The sequence below is a fragment of the Roseburia zhanii genome (assembly GCF_014287635.1).
Classification (GTDB): domain Bacteria; phylum Bacillota; class Clostridia; order Lachnospirales; family Lachnospiraceae; genus Roseburia_B; species Roseburia_B zhanii.
Genome location: NZ_JACOPH010000010.1, coordinates 1 through 17,515 on the forward strand (window position 1 = coordinate 1; position 17,515 = coordinate 17,515).

At 39.2% G+C, this 17,515-nt stretch carries 17 protein-coding genes; 13 read left to right on the top strand and 4 right to left on the bottom strand.

All coding sequences use genetic code 11. The features are described 5' to 3' along the window. Positions 1 to 125: 125 nt before the first annotated feature. The 9 genes from H8S17_RS11165 (at position 126) to lysA (ending at position 9,610) form a co-directional block, all read left to right on the top strand. Positions 126 to 407 (top strand): DUF2325 domain-containing protein, encoded by a 282-nt coding sequence (locus tag H8S17_RS11165; protein ID WP_178050285.1) that lies wholly within the window; start codon positions 126 to 128, stop codon positions 405 to 407. Between the two features lie 167 nt (positions 408 to 574). Further along, positions 575 to 1,792, top strand: coding sequence for an iron-containing alcohol dehydrogenase (locus tag H8S17_RS11170; protein ID WP_178050284.1), 1,218 nt, complete (start codon positions 575 to 577; stop codon positions 1,790 to 1,792). Positions 1,793 to 2,011: 219 nt separating this feature from the next. Continuing rightward, entirely contained in the window at positions 2,012 to 3,424 is a 1,413-nt protein-coding gene (locus tag H8S17_RS11175) for a methyl-accepting chemotaxis protein (protein WP_178050283.1), read from the top strand. A gap of 234 nt (positions 3,425 to 3,658) precedes the next feature. Further along, a complete protein-coding gene (locus H8S17_RS11180; protein ID WP_186867373.1) occupies positions 3,659 to 4,357 on the top strand; it encodes a LytR/AlgR family response regulator transcription factor in 699 nt (232 codons plus the stop codon). 8 nt (positions 4,358 to 4,365) lie between these two features. After that, positions 4,366 to 5,661 carry a GHKL domain-containing protein gene (locus H8S17_RS11185; protein WP_186867374.1) on the top strand — a complete coding sequence of 432 codons (1,296 nt, stop codon included), beginning with the start codon at positions 4,366 to 4,368 and terminating at the stop codon, positions 5,659 to 5,661. A 248-nt stretch (positions 5,662 to 5,909) separates the two neighbouring features. Continuing rightward, positions 5,910 to 6,527, top strand: coding sequence for a hypothetical protein (locus H8S17_RS11190; RefSeq protein ID WP_186867375.1), 618 nt, complete (start codon positions 5,910 to 5,912; stop codon positions 6,525 to 6,527). Positions 6,528 to 6,764: 237 nt separating this feature from the next. After that, positions 6,765 to 8,027, top strand: coding sequence for an AAA family ATPase (locus H8S17_RS11195; RefSeq protein ID WP_186867376.1), 1,263 nt, complete (start codon positions 6,765 to 6,767; stop codon positions 8,025 to 8,027). Then, positions 8,020 to 8,190, top strand: a complete 171-nt coding sequence (locus H8S17_RS11200; protein ID WP_186867377.1) for a hypothetical protein — start codon at positions 8,020 to 8,022, stop codon at positions 8,188 to 8,190. Before H8S17_RS11195 ends, H8S17_RS11200 begins: the two co-directional genes overlap by 8 nt. Before the next feature lie 37 nt (positions 8,191 to 8,227). Further along, the gene (gene lysA / locus H8S17_RS11205) at positions 8,228 to 9,610 is read left to right on the top strand and encodes a diaminopimelate decarboxylase (protein ID WP_186867378.1); all 1,383 of its coding nucleotides are present in this window, start codon (positions 8,228 to 8,230) and stop codon (positions 9,608 to 9,610) included. Positions 9,611 to 9,737: 127 nt separating this feature from the next. Here the strand turns inward: lysA and H8S17_RS11210 are convergent, their stop codons facing one another. The 3 genes from H8S17_RS11210 to H8S17_RS11220 are packed head-to-tail and all read right to left on the bottom strand — an operon-like array spanning position 9,738 to position 13,329. After that, a complete protein-coding gene (locus H8S17_RS11210) occupies positions 9,738 to 11,000 on the bottom strand; it encodes an ABC transporter permease (protein WP_186867379.1) in 1,263 nt (420 codons plus the stop codon). Continuing rightward, complete coding sequence (locus H8S17_RS11215) at positions 10,991 to 11,698, bottom strand: ABC transporter ATP-binding protein (protein ID WP_207723408.1); 708 nt, start codon at positions 11,696 to 11,698, stop codon at positions 10,991 to 10,993. Before H8S17_RS11215 ends, H8S17_RS11210 begins: the two co-directional genes overlap by 10 nt. 8 nt (positions 11,699 to 11,706) lie before the next feature. After that, positions 11,707 to 13,329, bottom strand: coding sequence for an efflux RND transporter periplasmic adaptor subunit (locus tag H8S17_RS11220; protein ID WP_186867380.1), 1,623 nt, complete (start codon positions 13,327 to 13,329; stop codon positions 11,707 to 11,709). A gap of 311 nt (positions 13,330 to 13,640) precedes the next feature. On the opposite strand from H8S17_RS11220, the gene H8S17_RS11225 reads away from it, so the two are divergent. Next, entirely contained in the window at positions 13,641 to 13,892 is a 252-nt protein-coding gene (locus H8S17_RS11225) for a VTC domain-containing protein (protein WP_186867381.1), read from the top strand. Between the two features lies 1 nt (position 13,893). Here H8S17_RS11225 and H8S17_RS11230 read toward each other — a convergent pair whose 3' ends face one another. Next, the gene (locus H8S17_RS11230) at positions 13,894 to 14,595 is read right to left on the bottom strand and encodes a LiaF transmembrane domain-containing protein (protein ID WP_186867382.1); all 702 of its coding nucleotides are present in this window, start codon (positions 14,593 to 14,595) and stop codon (positions 13,894 to 13,896) included. Between the two features lie 258 nt (positions 14,596 to 14,853). Between H8S17_RS11230 and ytvI the strand changes: the two genes are divergently transcribed. The 3 genes from ytvI to H8S17_RS11245 all read left to right on the top strand — a co-directional run bounded on the left by ytvI (position 14,854) and on the right by H8S17_RS11245 (position 17,488). Next, positions 14,854 to 15,978, top strand: a complete 1,125-nt coding sequence (gene ytvI / locus H8S17_RS11235) for a sporulation integral membrane protein YtvI (protein ID WP_186867383.1) — start codon at positions 14,854 to 14,856, stop codon at positions 15,976 to 15,978. Between the two features lie 29 nt (positions 15,979 to 16,007). After that, positions 16,008 to 16,913, top strand: coding sequence for a DMT family transporter (locus H8S17_RS11240; RefSeq protein WP_186867384.1), 906 nt, complete (start codon positions 16,008 to 16,010; stop codon positions 16,911 to 16,913). A gap of 134 nt (positions 16,914 to 17,047) precedes the next feature. Further along, positions 17,048 to 17,488: an NfeD family protein gene (locus H8S17_RS11245; protein ID WP_186867385.1), complete on the top strand. Its 441-nt coding sequence runs from the start codon at positions 17,048 to 17,050 to the stop codon at positions 17,486 to 17,488. Positions 17,489 to 17,515 lie beyond the last annotated feature (27 nt).

Sequence of the window (17,515 nt, forward strand, 5' to 3'; positions counted from 1 at the left end):
GAATATCCATGATTTATGGCCAAGGGGAATGACATAGACTTAGAAAATATCTCTATGAAGAAATGAAAATATGAGAAAAAGCGAGTTAACAAGAGAAAAACAAAGATTATTATGGGAGGACAGATATGAGTGTTGTTATCGTAGGAGGGCATGACAGGATGGTCTGCCAATATAAAAAAATCTGTAAAGAGTTCAAATGCAAGGCAAAAGTGTTTACACAGATGTCTGCAAATTTAAGCAGTCAGATCGGTTCACCGGATCTGATCATTTTATTTACGAACACCGTTTCACATAAAATGGTTCGCTGTGCAGTTGCCGAAGCAGAGAAGTGCAATGCAGATATTGTAAGATGCCATACAAGCAGCGGAAATGCATTAAATGAAATCTTAGAGAAAGCCTGCTCATAAGAAATATTCTGAAATTATTCTGAAATTATTCTGAAATTGTTAAAAAATTATGAAAAATAACGGAAAAGATTTACTTTAACCTATTCTTGTTATACAATATAAACATACATATTGTATAGAATCAGACAATATAACAATACAAGGAAGATTAAAGGAGGTAGTTTCCAATGGCAAGATTTACATTACCGCGTGATCTCTATCACGGAAAAGGTGCACTTGAGGCTTTAAAATCATTTCAGGGTAAGAAAGCCATGATATGTGTTGGCGGTGGTTCTATGAAACGGTTCGGATTTTTAGACCGTGCAGTAGACTATTTAAAAGAAGCAGGTATGGAAGTAGAATTGTTTGAGGGGATCGAGCCGGACCCATCTGTAGAAACAGTGATGAAGGGTGCAGAAGCAATGCTCCGCTTTGAACCGGACTGGATCATTGCAATGGGCGGTGGTTCACCGATCGATGCAGCAAAGGCAATGTGGATCAAATATGAATATCCGGATATTACCTTTGAAGATATGTGCAAGGTATTTGGTATACCGAGCTTAAGAAAGAAAGCACATTTCTGTGCGATTTCTTCTACATCGGGAACAGCTACAGAAGTAACTGCATTCTCTATCATTACAGATTATGAGAAAGGTATCAAATATCCGATTGCAGACTTTGAGATCACACCGGACGTTGCGATCGTTGATCCTGACTTAGCAGAAACCATGCCGCAGAAATTAGTAGCGCATACCGGAATGGATGCAATGACACATGCGATCGAAGCATATGTATCTACTGCTAATTGTGACTTTACAGATCCGTTAGCATTACATGCGATCAAGATGATCCAGAATGATCTTGTCGATTCATATAACGGAGATATGGCTAAGAGAGATGCAATGCATAATGCACAGTGTTTAGCTGGTATGGCATTCTCAAATGCCCTGCTTGGAATTGTACATTCCATGGCACATAAGACCGGTGCAGCGTTTGCAGATCATGGCGCACATATTATACATGGCGCAGCAAATGCAATGTATCTGCCGAAAGTTATCGCATTTAATGCAAAAGATGAAACAGCAAAGAAACGTTATGGCGATATTGCAGATTTCATGGGATTAGGCGGCAATAGCTTAGATGAAAAAGTAACATTATTGATCGATTATCTTAGAAAGATGAATGATGATCTTAAGATCCCGCACTGTATTAAGAATTATGGTGCAGACAGCTATCCGGCAGAACAGGGATTTGTACCGGAAGATGTATTCTTAGAAAGACTGCCAGAGATTGCAGCTAATGCGATCTTAGATGCCTGTACAGGTTCGAATCCTCGTCAGCCGAGTCAGGAGGAGATGGAGAAACTGTTGAAATGCTGTTACTATGATACAGAAGTGGATTTCTAAGCAAACATTAAAAAGTGTTCACATATGGACTGCATCCGGAACATATTCCGGGTGCAGTTTTTTTCGGAGGCGGAATACGGCCGAAAAAGACATCATTTAATGCCGTCATTATAATATGGCAGAATAGTTATCAAAAATCCCGGGTTATTTCTTGCATAATCAAAAAAAACGTGTGATAATAGTAAGAGAACGTTCATACTTGTGTAAAGGAGAAGTGATATGAGAAAAAGTATCGGTAAGAAGATCACGGCATGGATCACGTTATTAGGTGTGTTTATGATCTTGATTTGTGTATTGGATTTGGGGGCATTAAACAAGATAAATCAGTACAAAGTAGGGATTGTACAGAATGTGGAAACGATAAAAACCGCAGGGAGCGGTGGTGATGCGGCAGATCTGGCAGCAGTGCAGGAGAGTACGGACTATCTGTTAGATAGGATAGGTATCCGGATCGAAGGGACGGTGCTGTTCAATATCATTTTGATCGTTGTTGCAATCATGATCTATGTGGTAATACTGATCGTTATCCGGCAGACAATAACGAAGCCTGCACAAGATGCCAGCAGGCATTTAGGCGAAATGGTGGATAAAATAGAAAATGACGAAGGGGATCTGACACAAAGACTTGCAGTACGATCTAAGGATGAGATTGGTCAGATGGCAAATGGGGTCAATGAATTTATCGCACAGTTACAGGGATTGATGTTAAAGGTACAGGAAGAGTCAGCAAACATACTGCAGTCAGTATCGGAAGTATCCTCGCAGGTCAGCGATTCAAACCAGAGTGCACTGAGTATTTCTTCTGCAATGGAAGAATTAGCAGCAAGTATGGAGGAGATTTCTGCTACAGTAGAACATATCGCAGCAGGAACAACAGAGATTTTAGGCAGTATTCAGGACATCAGTACACGGGCAGACAATGGTGCAGAAACGATCGCTTCCATCAAAGGACATGCTGAGGAACTGCATACACAGACGATAGACAGCAAGGAAAAGACTACGGCTATATTTGAGGAGATCAGCAGAGTATTAAATGCATCTGTGGAAGAAAGTAAAAATGTAGAAAAGATCAACGAGCTGACCGGAAATATCTTAGATATTGCAAGTCAGACAAATCTGTTAGCATTGAATGCATCGATCGAAGCGGCAAGGGCAGGTGAAGCAGGAAAAGGATTTGCAGTTGTAGCAGACGAGATCCGTAACCTTGCAGATAACAGCAGAGATACCGCAAATGATATCCAGAATATCAGCAACATGGTAACAGGTGCGGTTGATGCACTTGCAGGCAATGCAGAGAAGATGATACAGTTTATCTCAGAGCATGTAATGAAAGATTATGATGGTTTTGTGGATGTGGCAGACCAGTATCAGAATGATGCAGATGAAATGAACCTGATTCTGATGGATTTTGCAAAGAAAGCATCTACAATCGCAAATACCATGACAGAGATGGACAGCGGTATCCGTAACATTTCCGTTACGGTAGATGAGAGTGCAAATGCCGTCACGCAGGTAGCCAATGATACAGCAACACTTGTCAACGCTATGTCACAGATCCAGACAGAAACAGATCATAATCAGGATATCTCTGTTAAATTGGGAAATGAAGTAAAACGTTTTAAACAGGTATAAGGAATCAACCGTATGGAAGGACATCGGTATTCACAGACATTATGTTTGTGGGTGCAGATGTCTTTTTTGGATTATAATAGCAAATTACAATAAAACTCTTATTTTATACGCAGAATGAGTATATTATGTGCAAATCGAACATGGAAAATAATAGAAAAACCCTGCGGTGATATAATTAATCTGTAATTGTCTGGCTTTTTGAAATACTTTACAGATGATAAATAAGGAGAATGTATGTTACAGATAGCCATTTGTGATGATGTAGTAGAACAGACTCTTGTGTTACAAAATTATGTACGTGAGTACTGTGAAAGGAGAAAAATAGAATATAAATTGTATATTTATACGTCAGGAATCGAAATGCTCGCTGATGCAGAGAAAATGGATATTGTTTTCTTAGATATTGAAATGCCAAATTTAGATGGGATCGAAACAGGCAGACAGATACGGAAGAAAAATAGTGTCTGTCGGATCATAATGGCAACCTGTATGGTCGAGAGGATGAAAGAAGCCTTTTTCATTGAGGCTTTTCGTTTTATTGTCAAACCATTTGATCAGAAAGAGGTGGAAGAAGCATTAGATGCCTGCATGAAAAAGATATTAGGAAGCAGGAGTATTTTATTGTATCTTAATCGGAATATCTATGAAGTTCATCAAAGTGAAATTCAATATATTATCACCTATGATAGTGCGTGTGAATACAGAGTCAGGGACAAGATGCTGAGAAGTGAAACTTCTTTAAGAGAGCTAGAAAGCCAGCTTGATAACAGACTCTTTTTTCGTGTGCACAGAAAATATATTGTGAATATGGCGCATATCCGTTCTTACAAAAATGGGCAGATCCAGATGAAAGATGTGAAACTGCCTGTTTCAAGGAGAAGAAAGAAGGAGTTCGAACAGGCATACATGGAATTTGACTTGAAATATCGTTGAGGTGGAATATGCAGATTTTAATACTTTGTGGAATTTATGCAGTGGAACTGTTTTGTTATCAGTTGGGATTGCGGATTTTATTTGAGGTTCAGTTAAAGACGAAGGTATGGATGTTTGTAGGGCTGGTATTGCCGGTGCTGATCGGGGTGATGGCGGTGGATGCATCGGGGAAGAATGTGCTGGTGTCTTTGGTAGTGATCGCAGTTACGTTTTTGACTGTTGAGGGCAGAGTGCTGGAAAAAGGAGTGCGTATTATTTTGACACTCCTGTTATTGATGTGTGTAGAAGAAGTTTTTGCATATATTTGTAAAGAATTCGTTGTGTTTCAGAGTGCATACCGCATTAACATAAATTACTTGAAAATTAAGTGTTGTGCAGGGATTGGGACGCTGTTGCTAAATCAGATTAAGTTGAAAATAGTAAAAAATGAAAAGATACATATAAACTCGATGATTTATTTTGTATTGGGTATTATCGTGTTTTCAATGATGACCTGTTTAACAGCTTTGAATTATACAAAAACCTTACTTAAAGATACAAATTTTAAAATGTTCTGCAATATATTAGATATTGTAATTTGTTGTGGAATATTCTTATTGATTGTTTTTGTTGTATATATTAAAAATACTCATGAACGCATGGAACGTTTACTTAAAACAGAGCAGTTAATGAAAGAATCGCAGGTAAACTATTATAAACAGCTTTTGAAAAAAGAAAGTGAAACCAGAAAATATAGACATGATATGGTGAATCATCTGGTATATTTGCAGGAAGTTCTTAAGAACGATCAAGTGGAGAATGCCAGAAAATATGTAGAAGATATTTTAGGTGGGTTTAAACGAATCCAAAATACCTATTATGTAACTGGAAATGAAATGGTCGATACGATCATGAATTATTTTTTAGGAATGCTGCCGGAGAGTGTAGATATAGAAATTCATGGAAAGTATCCGGTTGAACTTGCCATGGAAGACATTGATATATGTACAATATTTGCCAATGTCTTTCAGAATGCAGTAGAAGAAATTATAGAAAATCCGATACAAGAGGCGGCAGTAAAAGTAGAAATCACAAAGGGAAAACAGTATGTGGAATATAAAATCAAAAATTCCATATATACAGATATTGTGATTGGCAGAAATGGTCTGCCAAAATCAGAAAAGAGTGATAAGAAAAATCATGGAATTGGTATGGTGAATGTGAAAGAAACCATAGAAAGGAATGAGGGAAGATTTCAGTGGTGTCAAAAAGAAGGATTTTTCTGTGTGGTACTTACATTACCGATAAAAAATATGACCGCTTAGGGGGAAAAGTGACCGTTTAGGGTGTTATCCTAGTGCAGAGAAATATGAACATCTACTCTATTTATGTAGCTTTGAAACAGGTGATAAATAGAGGAGGGTGTCATGTACAGTATAGTCGCTTTAACTATATTAGATGAGTTATTTAGATGGATTTTTGGTTAATTCAGTACAGAATCATACGAGGTGTCTGCATCAGCAATGAAGCAGACACCTAAATTATTTTACATGTAAAATCGGGAGAGATACATATGACAACGCATGAAGCCAAAGAAATCTATTTAAATTCGGATTGTTCATATTTTTTGATGTGTACAAATGATTATTCGGGATATATTGAGTACCGGCAGTTAGGACTGCAAAAGGCACAGGAAGAAGTCTGGAAAAATGAAAAGCTGCAGATGCTTTCCATGGAAATCAAAAGAACCGGAGATTACAGGCTCTTTCGCAGAATGTATGAGATTGCAAAAGAATTTCATGATCATGAAAAGTTGAATATCATGTTAGATGCCCTTTCAAGGATCAAAAGTCCGATGACACCGGAGCAGAGAGTGGATGTTGCAGAAACGATTTTAGGAAGAAAGTTTATGCGTGTGAGAAGCGGGCTGATCTACTGGGCATATGATACCGGACAGAAAGGAATCGCCATTTTGTTAGCAGATGCAGTGATCACTTATTTGAATCTTTCGACTGTGACATCTGTCGATTTAGATAAAAGGATTCAAAAAGGAAGAAGGCTCTGCCATAAGATCACAGAAGAATTGAAATTGAATTTTTCGGAAAGAGACTTTGCAGAAGGGGAAGATTATTACAAAAAAGCATATGTCACAGAGAATGCAAAACCGACGGATATCTGGAAGAGGGCTTGAGGAACATGCTGATTTGTATGTGATATTAAATGATAGATCAAATAGATCCAAACCATGAAAAAATGCAAATTTGTTGATTTATGCATATTCAGTCAGGATATGTATAATTTATCATAAATAGGTCATAAATAGGATAAGCTCAATATAAAACAATAAAATGTTTAGGCATTGAAAATTAAAGCATAATACTGTAATATATGACTTGGGTAAAACAAAAAACTGGTTTGGAGGTATACTATGGTATTGAATTATAAATTTGAAAATTTTCTGTCATTTCGTGATGAAGTCGAATTTTCGATGTTAGCTCCAAAGACAAAAGTAAAAAATAGATTTCCTAATAATTATATTTCTGCAGAAAATGGAAGTGAGATATTAAAAACGGCTGTGATTGTAGGGGAAAATGCAGGTGGAAAGTCTAATTTTGTTAGGAGTCTGGACTATTTTAAATCGCTTTTTAAAGATAATGAGGCTAGAACCTTTAAAGGACTGATAAATATTAATAATATTGAGGGAAACTGTCCAAGATGTTTTAATACGTGTTCAAAATTTGAAATTGAAGTTCTGGTAAATGGGGATTGTTTTTACTTATATCATTTGGAAATAGATTTTACAGGTATAGTAAAGGAAGTACTAAGTTATAAAAAAGGGTATAAGCAAAAATATCAACAGATATTATCAGTCAGCCGAACAGAATTAGATTATAAGTGTAATGAAGCTGAATGTAAAGAAAGTTCCAGATGCAAGCCAAGTACATCAGGTACTTATGAATTACAAATTGAAGAATTTGATTCAGATTTAGAAGAACCATTGAAGAATGCCACACAAAATCAAAAGAATATTGGATTGTTTATTACAAAATTAGCAATATTGGGAAGTGAACACGCCATTCGATTTACTGAATGGATAAAACATGATCTTTGCCCAGAAACAAATGTGATCAATTATGATCTATATAAATCCATGCGTAATGAAGAAGAAGATCTTAGAATATTAAATGATGCAAGATATTTAGAAATATTTCGAATGATTGATTACAGTATCAGAGAGATTAAAGTGGATGAAGAAAAGCCATTTTCTAAAACGATAGTAATAAGAAAAAAGAAAGATGGAAGTATTTTTTCACGAGAGATAGGACATGATTCTAGTGGGGTCAGAGAGTTTTTTGCATGGGCAGTTCAGATATTTAAAGTTATTTATGAGAATAAGGTTGTTTTTGCAGATGAGATGGATAGAGTCTTAAATCCGGTACTATCGGATAGAGTCATTGCATTTATCAATGGGAAAAAACATTATGGACAGTTTATTTTTACAACACATAATGTTTTACATCTGAATTTAAAGAACTATATGAAGGAACAGATTTATTTTATAACAAAAGATGCGGAAAATCTTGAATCAGAGTTATATTCACTGGCTGATTTTCCAGAGATCCGTTATGAAACTACAAAAATATATGAATTTTATATGAAGGGTATTTTAGGGGGAACTGCTGTTGAGTAGAAAAATACGCAAGATAGAAAAACATTTTAAAGTTTTTTGCGAGGGAGATACGGAGTATCATTATATTGATGCAATGAAAGTCAATATGATCTGGAATTGGGAAAAATTAGGGCGTAGAGGTTCAAATATAAATGAGTTTTTTGACGTTATCACAAGTTTTTAATGCATATTCAAATACACCACCCAAGGAGCAATAGAACATGAACATAAACAATATCCCGCAGCTATCCATAAAAAACAACCACCTGCACATGGACGGCAGGGACATCGTAGAAATTGCCGGTCATTACGGTACACCACTATACATCGGTTCCGAACAGCGGATCGAGGATAATGTCAGAGAAGTGCAGCAGGCATTCCAAAAATATCATGCCAACACGACGGTGCATTATGCAGCAAAAGCAGAAACATCGCTTGCAACATTAGAGATCGTCCATATGGCAGGCGGTAGTTTAGAGGTCAATTCCGGTGGGGAACTGTATAAGGGTATGCGTGCCGGATTTGCAGGAAAAAATATCATATTCAATGGTGTGGCAAAAACAGAAAAAGAGATAGAATCTGCGATCGTAAATGAGATCAAGGCGATCAACGTCGATTCTCCATTTGAATTAGAGCGGATCGTAGAAACAGCCATGGCATGTAAAAAGCAGGCAAATGTCCTGCTTAGGATTGTGCCGGATGTGGCGAGTGGAGTTGCAAAAGGAGTGGAAACCGGTACACATGAATGTAAATTCGGAACGATGCTAGAAGATGTTCCGGCAATGCTTCACTATGCAAAAGAACATGAGAAGTGGGTGTGTGTGCGGGGATTTCATTTCCATATCGGGACACAGACATATCATCTTACATCTTTTTTGGAGTCTTTACAGGTACTTTTGGAGTTTGCCGCAAATATCTATAAAGAGATGCAGTTTTTGCCGGAGATCATAGATATAGGTGGAGGACTGCCAATCCCGTATTTTATAGATGCGACGGCAAGCCAGTATATGCAGCCATCGATCTATCAGATGCTTCGTGGTGTGCTGACAACAGACGAGATCGCAGAAGCGGTTGCAGGAAAACTTCATGCGTATGATGGAATATTTAAAGACTGTGAATTACTGTTAGAACCGGGACGCAAGATCGTCGGAGATGCATTTGTGATGGTCAGCCGTGTGGAAAATAAGAAATACCGCAGAGCAATGAATGAAAACTGGATCATGTTAGATGCCGGATTGAATGTTATGTCAGAAGTGAAAAATTATCATTGGTATTTCCCGATGGTATGTGCAAATAAGATTACAGAACCACATATGTATCCTGTTAAAATTGCAGGCCCGTTATGCGAGTCGGGTGACGTGTGGATGGACTATGACGGACATAAAGACTTGCCGGATTTTCGTATGATGCCGGAATCGGTTACCGTCGGAGATTATATTGCAATGTTAGAAACGGGTGCTTATGGTACTTCCATGATGAGCCGTTACAATGGAAGACCGATGGCAGGTGTGATTATCATCCGGAAAGACGGTTCCCTGTTTATGGCAAAAAAACCGGAAACATATGAGGATCTTCTGACGGGTGAGTTTTCTATTGCGGAATGATAATATAAAATGATACACATGAGGAAGTAGAGATTTCCCTTCAAAATAGGCGGATTCCGAATGTGCATTAAATGGCGGGAACTGTGTGGCAGCTCCCGCCATTTCTTAGGATATATTGTATAAAAATTTACTCATACCGCAATGCTTCGATCGGATTTAATTTTGCAGCACGGCTGGCTGGATAATATCCAAAGAAGATACCGAATGCCATAGAGAATGCAACACAGAAGGTAATGCTGCCGATAGAAGCAGTTCCGCTGTAACCCATGAAATGTACAGCAACCATACCAAGTGCGATTCCGATAAGGACTCCGATAAATCCACCGATCATACAGATCACAACAGCTTCGGTGATAAACTGCAGGCGGATAGATCCGTTCGTTGCACCTAAGGCTTTTCTTGTACCGATCTCTCTGGTACGCTCTGTGATGGAAACAATCATAATGTTCATAACACCGATACCACCAACTAAAAGCGAAATTCCGGCAATGGCTGCAACTGCTAATTTGATCGTCGAGATCATGCTTGTAAGCTCAGAAAGCATAGCATCCATACTGTAAGTGCTTACCTGAAAATATTCACTGTCTTTATAATATCTCTGGTTAAAATAGTTCGCAATTTCATTAGACAGACTTTGGGAATCTGCCCCTTCTTTGGCAATGATCGTAAAGTCGGTAAGGGTTTCCTCAGCATGGCTTTGTTTGACACCTGTTTTGTAGGGGATATAACAGTTCGTCGTAATATCTTTTCCGCCGGTTTTCGAAAAACCGTCCTGTGACTCACTGTATTCATAGACACCCACTACAGTATAAGTATAGTACCGGTTATCTACTTTAATATCGATCAGCTGTCCGAGTGCGGATTGTGCATCACCGTTAAACATATTTTCTACATAACGGTCGGAGATAACAGCAACTTTTTTCCCATTTTCCTGATCTTTTTTTGCTAAATTTCTTCCTGCAACTATGTTTAATTTTTTATCCAGTAAAAATCCGGTATTTGCACCAATGATACTGACATTGGCATAATCTTTTCCTTCTGTGGCTTTTCCGTCACCGACAGAAACCTGTAAGGAAACGGCTTTGATCTCATCTGAATATTTTTTTAACATTTCTTCGATCATATCAGTGGAAATGCAGTCTTTACCTTCCATAGCCGGAAGATCCTGATTAAAATCGAGATCATCACGATAACCTAAATACAGTTCAATATTGTTAGCACCGATATCGCCCATAGACGAGGTGACGGAATTGTTTACGGCATCACCGACCGTCATAATTGCGATTACGGATGCGATTCCGATAATAATACCGAGCATCGTAAGGAATGAACGCATCTTATTTGCTTTCAGACCTGCCAGTGCAAGTAATATATTTTCTTTTAACAGCATGATATGCTTCCTTTCCTTTCTCCAATGATTTCTCCGTCTTTTAAAGTGATGATACGCTGTGTTTCTTCGGCAAGTTCATTTGAGTGCGTGATCAGAACAATGGTGATGCCCTGTTCTTTGTGGAGTTTATGGAACAAATCCATGATCTTACGGCCTGTAACAGAATCAAGCGCTCCGGTTGGTTCGTCAGCAAGCAGGATCGCAGGGTGGTTGACAAGTGCCCTTGCGATCGCAACTCGTTGTTTCTGACCACCGGAAAGCTCATCCGGTGTATGCTGCATACGTTCTTCCATGTCTACTAATTGCAAAAGTTCTTTTGCGCGTGCCCGTCTGGTCTTTCGGTCGATTCCGGCATAAAGCATAGGTAATTCGACATTTTTTAAGGCAGAAGTCCTAGAGATCAGATTATATGTCTGAAATACAAAACCGATCTTCTTGTTACGGATATGGGAAAGCTCCCTGTCCGGTGCATGGCAGACATCGACATCATCTAAGAAATATTCTCCCTCTGTGGGACGGTCAAGAATGCCGATCAGGTTCATCAGTGTTGTTTTACCGGAACCGGATGCACCGACGATCGATACAAATTCCCCTTCATATACTTTTAGATCTATTCCATGTAAGATCTCAAGTTCATTTGGTTTGCCAACATAAAAACGTTTGACAATATGTTCAAGATTGATGATTACTTTTTCCATGGTTCCTCCTAGTAAACAGAATAGCTCACACTGTCGTCCATGCCTGACATATCGTCCATTTCGGTTACATCAGGAATGATGACATTCATGCCTTCGGCCAGTTCGTCAGAGGAGATCTCTGTGTAGTAATCTGTTTTTAGACCTGTGGTTACAGTAATGCTGCGTGGTTCTCCATTTTCTAATATCTGAATGGCAGAATTGCCATCTTCGTCTTCACTGATGCAGTCATCCGGTACAGCAAATACATTTTTTACTTCTTCCTGTATCAGCGTGACTTTGGCAGTCATACCGATTCTTAAACGTTCACTTGGATTGTCTACAGTAATACGGATTTCATATCCATTGCCGGAAGAACCTGATGAGGAGTCAGAATTGTCAGAACTTGCAGCCATGGAAGCTGGAACCGGAGAAACAAAAGTAACTGTTCCGTTCATTTCTTCTTCACCGGTCGTATCTGTCTTGATCAGTGCTTTCATATCTTTTGTGATATCACTGATATCATATTGATCGACCATTGCCGTTACTACATAATTTTTTTCATCCTGTATCGTTGCTAAGACACCGTTATTATAGGTATCACCGACTTTTGCACTGACAGTTGTGATAACACCGCTGCTGGCAGCTTTTACGGTACATTGTTCTAATTGCTCCTCATAGCTTTTTACGTCCTGGCCGGACTGGCTGTCGGCGGAACTGGAACGTCTGGCATTATCAAGTGTATCTTTGCTGTCTGCAACACTTTTTGCATTGCTCCGATTGCTGTCATCTCTGTCGTTTTGTGCCTGCTGCAGACTGCTCGAAGCGGAGTTTACGACATCACCGGCGGAAGTTACCTGTGACTGGCGTTCTGCCTCTGCAGCTTTTAAAGAAGCAAGTGTTGCCTGTGCACTTTCTAATGATTTGTCTGCCTGTTTCTTCTGGCTGGCAGCAGCATCATAAGCAGCCTGTGCAGATGCGATTGCCTGCTCATCACCGCTCTTTTGGGCTTCTTCTAGGCTTTTCTTTGCACTCTTTTCATCTTTTTTTGCATTAGCAGCAGCTTCTTTTGCTTTCTTTACAGCTTTTTCCTGTGATTTCCGGTCAGAAACAGCAGACTGGTAAGCACTTTCTGCAGTGGCTTTTGAGGAAACAGCAGCGTTATAAGCGTCAGCTGCCTGATTGACTGACTGGTCACTCCGTCCGGATTCTACATTCTGCGTTGTCTGTGCATCAGCATAGTTTCTTTCATTGCTTGCAATTTCAGCAGCGTTGGCTGCCTGTTCATTTGCTAAAGCCTTTTTGGCAGCTTCTAATTTCTGCTCGATCTCACTGCTGTCAAAGCGGAACAGGACATCGCCTTCATTTACAGTATCACCGACCTGTACGCAGACTTCTTTTACTTTTACTCCTTCTAAGGTAGAAGAAACACTTTCGCTGTGGGCACTGTCAAGTGTACCGCTTAGACCGATCTCTTTAGTGACATCCTGTTTTTCAAGCGGAGTCGTCTGATAGGCTTCTTCTGCGACAGTATCGGTAGAAGCCGCTTTTCCTTTACGCATCAGGGAAACGACTACAATTATGATAACAAGCAGCAGAACAATACCTGCGATCAGAAAGGTGGTTTTTTTCTTATTTGTAACATGTAACTTCATAATAATCTGAATCCTCCATTTTTTACTTATAAACTGGTATTTATTTTATCGTGAAAATATGAAGTTTGTCGGTTTAATTGCTTAATATTTACCTCGGAAATAGTTAATTATTTCTTAATATAGAAGAATGCCTATGTAAAAAATATGTAAATTCTTCATGCAGCCGTCACATAGACCTGCTAGAATCCATAGTGAAGGGAAAAAATTACAGTGAGCAGGGGGCTCTGAAATCTGTAAGAAGGAGGAGGACAATGATCCCACAGGAAACTTTTAAGTGATATGAGAAAAAGTATCTGTTAAACGAAGTGCAGATGCAGAGTGAATTAGAATATGCAATCGAAAAATATGGATTAAAGCCGGCAGTCTACCTTTCTTATGAAAGAATGGCTTATTTTGGAAAAGAACAGCTTGATCTTCGGGAAGGCAGTTTCGGAATACCTTTATTAGAGCAGGGAGAAAAACTCATGGAGATAAAGATTCCGGAAACAATGCCATTATGGCTTGCCCATGCGTTATCGGAATGTGGGATCTTTCCAATCTCGTTCTCGATAGATGCTGCGTAATTTAAATATAGTAGATTTTACAGTCTCCAAAATTGATATTTCCCCGAACAGTTACCTTTGGAACCGCATCAGCAGGAATGGATAGTTTATGGATTTCTGCAATATCTCCGAATGAAGTAGTGACAGATACGTTCACATTCCAGTCTTTTGGCAGGAATAAAACAGTTTCACCAAAAGAATTCTCTACAAAGATTTCAGCAGACTCGCCGGCAATTGTGGTGTGGTCAAAGTAGACCTTTAAAGAACCGAAACTGCATTTTAAGTAAGCTCTTTTAAAAGCGGCAGCATTGATATATTTTGTACTTCCGGCAAAAGAAACATTGCAGTTGACATCAGAGCCGGTCATACGCTCACCAGAAGCATTATCATTTGGTTTCACGGGTTCTTCCGGCTGAAAAAGAGGCTTTTTCGGAAATAGGAAAGTAAGACCGATACTGCCTAATACTGCAGCTGCAAGCAGTGGAAATGGCGAAACGGAAGTCAGATGAAGTTCTTCATCATACATGATCAGGATGACAGCAAGTGGTAACAGTACGCCAAAGAACTCCCGTACGGGGATGTTTTTTAACATTATGTAAACAAGAAGCAGTGCAATAATGATTTTTGTAATGTGGATATCTTCGAAGTAACCTAAATTACTGAGCAGTACAAAAGCTGCTGCGAGGATGAAGATCACTCCCCAGAAAAAATTTTTGTTTTTCATAGATATTACCCGTCTTTCCTTTTTTTATGTACTCTCGGAATCTTTTAAACGAAGAATTCCGAGAGTATATTTTTATTGTCTGGTATGCCGGAGAGTTTTCCCCGGCAGTTCTATCGTATCTGATTTTGGGTGGATTGTAAACCAAAGTTTGATAAATTAAAAAAATATTAACTTACAGGCGTTTGCATTGACACGTAAAATAGATACAGATACAATAGAAAATCATTAGATCAATAAGAAAGAAGAGTGGTAAAAATAATGAAACAGTCAACAAAATACTGGAAAATTTTCTGTAATCTGGCTTATGCAGCGGTTTTACTTTTAGCAGCCGTTTTTTTACTGCCGAGGGTGCTGGTTTTCTTTATGCCGTTTGTAGTTGGATTTATCTTATCATTGATTGCAAATCCGATGGTACGTTTTTTAGAAAATAAGATCAAAATGAAGCGTAAATATGGTACGGTTTTGATCATAATCGCAGTCATTGCAGTTATTGTACTGCTGTGTTATGGTGCCGGTGCGGCTTTAGTCGCAGGCTTAAAAGGTTTTTTTGATTATCTGCCGACAATGACTGTAAATGCACAAAGCGAGATCACTTCTGCTATCGACGGTGTGCAGAATGCGATTGACAAAATACCGTTTCTGCATAATGTAGATATCCGTGAATGGGGCGTGGAATTAAAAAATGTATTCGGTTCTCTTGTATCGGGTGGAGATTCGCCGACGATCATGGCACTCAGCGGATTTGCAAAAAGTATCCCAAATGTGTTAGTAAGCGTTGTTATGGGGCTTTTAGCGACATACTTCTTTATTGCAGACAGGGATAAATTAGCGGAATTGATCACCGCACATCTGCCGGAATCTTTCCGGAAAAAAACAATGCAGATGTACAGTCAGATCTTAACGGCAGTCGGCGGATATTTTAAAGCACAGTTTAAGATCATGATCGTGATCTATGTGGTGATCACGGTAGGGTTAGTACTGCTTAAAGTAGATTATGCATGGCTGATCGGGTTTGGAATAGCCTTTTTGGATATGCTGCCGGTTTTTGGAACAGGAACAGTATTAGTGCCCTGGGCAGCCGTAAAACTATTTTCCGGTGCTTATGGGACGGCGGCCGGCATGATCGTTTTATATGTGGTATCGTTACTTGTCCATCAGCTGATACAGCCGAAACTAATCGGGGAATCCGTTGGCATGAATCCATTTGCAGCACTGTTTTTCATGTATATCGGTTATCAGTTTGCAGGGGTATTAGGAATGATCATTGCAGTACCGGTGGGGATGCTGCTTATCAATTTTTATAAAGCAGGTGCATTTGATACATTAGTCTGGTGTATAAAAGAGATTGTAGGTGATTTCAACAAATTTCGGAAAGTCAAATAGTTACAGATGGAAAAATGAGGAGATCACTAATGAAAAAGTTACAAGTTAGAAATTCTATTTTATTGCTGATCACGGCAACGATCTGGGGCTGTGCTTTTGTAGCACAGAGTGTTGGCATGGACTATGTCGGTCCGTTTACATTCACTGCCATCCGTTCTCTGATCGGAAGTGTATTTTTAGTGCCGTGTATCTGGATGCTTGGAAAGTTTAAAAATACAGAAAAGCAAGTAGAAAAAACGTCTGTAGAAACGCAGAAAGATAGAAAAGAACTGCTTGTAGGTGGTATCCTCTGCGGGATCGTGATCTGTGTGGCATCGAATCTACAGCAGTTTGGAATTATGTATGCAAGCGTGGGGAAATCCGGATTTTTGACAGCACTTTATATCATACTTGTACCGGTGCTTGGTATTTTTATAGGAAGAAAGCCGGGAAAAAAGATCTGTTTAGCGGTATTTTTAGCGGTCATCGGACTGTATCTGCTCTGCATGAAAAGCGGTATGTTAAAGATTGAATTTGGCGACATTTTACTTTTACTGGGTGCTTTGACATTTTCAATCCATATTATGGTGGTGGATCATTTTACACAGAAAACAGACGGCGTGAAATTATCCTGTATACAGTTCTTAGTTTGTGGAATGCTATCAGCTATTGTGATGTTTCTGTTTGAAAAACCGTCATGGACGGATATTTTTACGGCATGGGCACCGATCCTCTATGCTGGAATCTTATCCTGTGGTGTTGCATATACGCTTCAGATCGTAGGACAAAAGGGCATGAATCCAACCATTGCATCCCTGATCATGAGTTTAGAATCAGTCGTATCTGCAATCGCAGGCTGGATCATTTTAGGGCAGGTATTATCGGCAGGAGAAATCGCAGGGTGCATCATTATGTTTGCGGCAATCATATTGGCACAATTGCCTGAGAAAAGTTGAAATTGTGTAGGAAAGCTGTTAAAATTATGTGTAGGATTGTGGGAGTTGCACAGCAACGGAGCAATTCGTGTATCATATATATGAAGTAGGATGATGTTGATTCTGTAATATAAGAAGGAAAGAAGGAGTTGCCCATGACCGTATTTATCTGGTTAGGAATTATGATCATACTGCTGTTGGCAGAAGCTGCAACCGTGGGACTTACAACCATCTGGTTTGCTGCAGGAGCATTAGCAGCGATGGTACTCTGTGCACTGGGTGTCGGAGCGTTTGGACAGTGGACGGTATTTTTTGTTGTATCACTGGTGCTTTTATATTTTACAAGACCGATCGCATTAAAATGGATGACACCGCACAAGCTGCGTACAAATTATGAAAATGCTGTGGATAAGACCGTCAGGATCACAGAACGTGTAGATAATATTGCCGGAACAGGAACAGCTGTATTAAATGGACAGGAATGGACGGCGAGGATGCAGCAGGATGATGTGACTTTAGAGCCAGGAGAACTTGCAACGGTAGCAGCAGTAGAAGGCGTAAAACTGATACTGATACCTTTTGACAAAAAAGAATGATATAACTATGAGTGTACTGCATAGTTA

Coding starts and splice junctions, on each gene's coding strand:
- H8S17_RS11165 (WP_178050285.1), top strand. CDS start 126: ATGAGTGTTGTTATCGTAGGAGGGCATGACAGGATGGTCTGCCAATAT.
- H8S17_RS11170 (WP_178050284.1), top strand. CDS start 575: ATGGCAAGATTTACATTACCGCGTGATCTCTATCACGGAAAAGGTGCA.
- H8S17_RS11175 (WP_178050283.1), top strand. CDS start 2,012: ATGAGAAAAAGTATCGGTAAGAAGATCACGGCATGGATCACGTTATTA.
- H8S17_RS11180 (WP_186867373.1), top strand. CDS start 3,659: ATGTTACAGATAGCCATTTGTGATGATGTAGTAGAACAGACTCTTGTG.
- H8S17_RS11185 (WP_186867374.1), top strand. CDS start 4,366: ATGCAGATTTTAATACTTTGTGGAATTTATGCAGTGGAACTGTTTTGT.
- H8S17_RS11190 (WP_186867375.1), top strand. CDS start 5,910: ATGACAACGCATGAAGCCAAAGAAATCTATTTAAATTCGGATTGTTCA.
- H8S17_RS11195 (WP_186867376.1), top strand. CDS start 6,765: ATGGTATTGAATTATAAATTTGAAAATTTTCTGTCATTTCGTGATGAA.
- lysA (WP_186867378.1), top strand. CDS start 8,228: ATGAACATAAACAATATCCCGCAGCTATCCATAAAAAACAACCACCTG.
- H8S17_RS11210 (WP_186867379.1), bottom strand. CDS start 11,000: ATGCTGTTAAAAGAAAATATATTACTTGCACTGGCAGGTCTGAAAGCA.
- H8S17_RS11215 (WP_207723408.1), bottom strand. CDS start 11,698: ATGGAAAAAGTAATCATCAATCTTGAACATATTGTCAAACGTTTTTAT.
- H8S17_RS11220 (WP_186867380.1), bottom strand. CDS start 13,329: ATGAAGTTACATGTTACAAATAAGAAAAAAACCACCTTTCTGATCGCA.
- H8S17_RS11225 (WP_186867381.1), top strand. CDS start 13,641: ATGCAGAGTGAATTAGAATATGCAATCGAAAAATATGGATTAAAGCCG.
- H8S17_RS11230 (WP_186867382.1), bottom strand. CDS start 14,595: ATGAAAAACAAAAATTTTTTCTGGGGAGTGATCTTCATCCTCGCAGCA.
- ytvI (WP_186867383.1), top strand. CDS start 14,854: ATGAAACAGTCAACAAAATACTGGAAAATTTTCTGTAATCTGGCTTAT.
- H8S17_RS11240 (WP_186867384.1), top strand. CDS start 16,008: ATGAAAAAGTTACAAGTTAGAAATTCTATTTTATTGCTGATCACGGCA.
- H8S17_RS11245 (WP_186867385.1), top strand. CDS start 17,048: ATGACCGTATTTATCTGGTTAGGAATTATGATCATACTGCTGTTGGCA.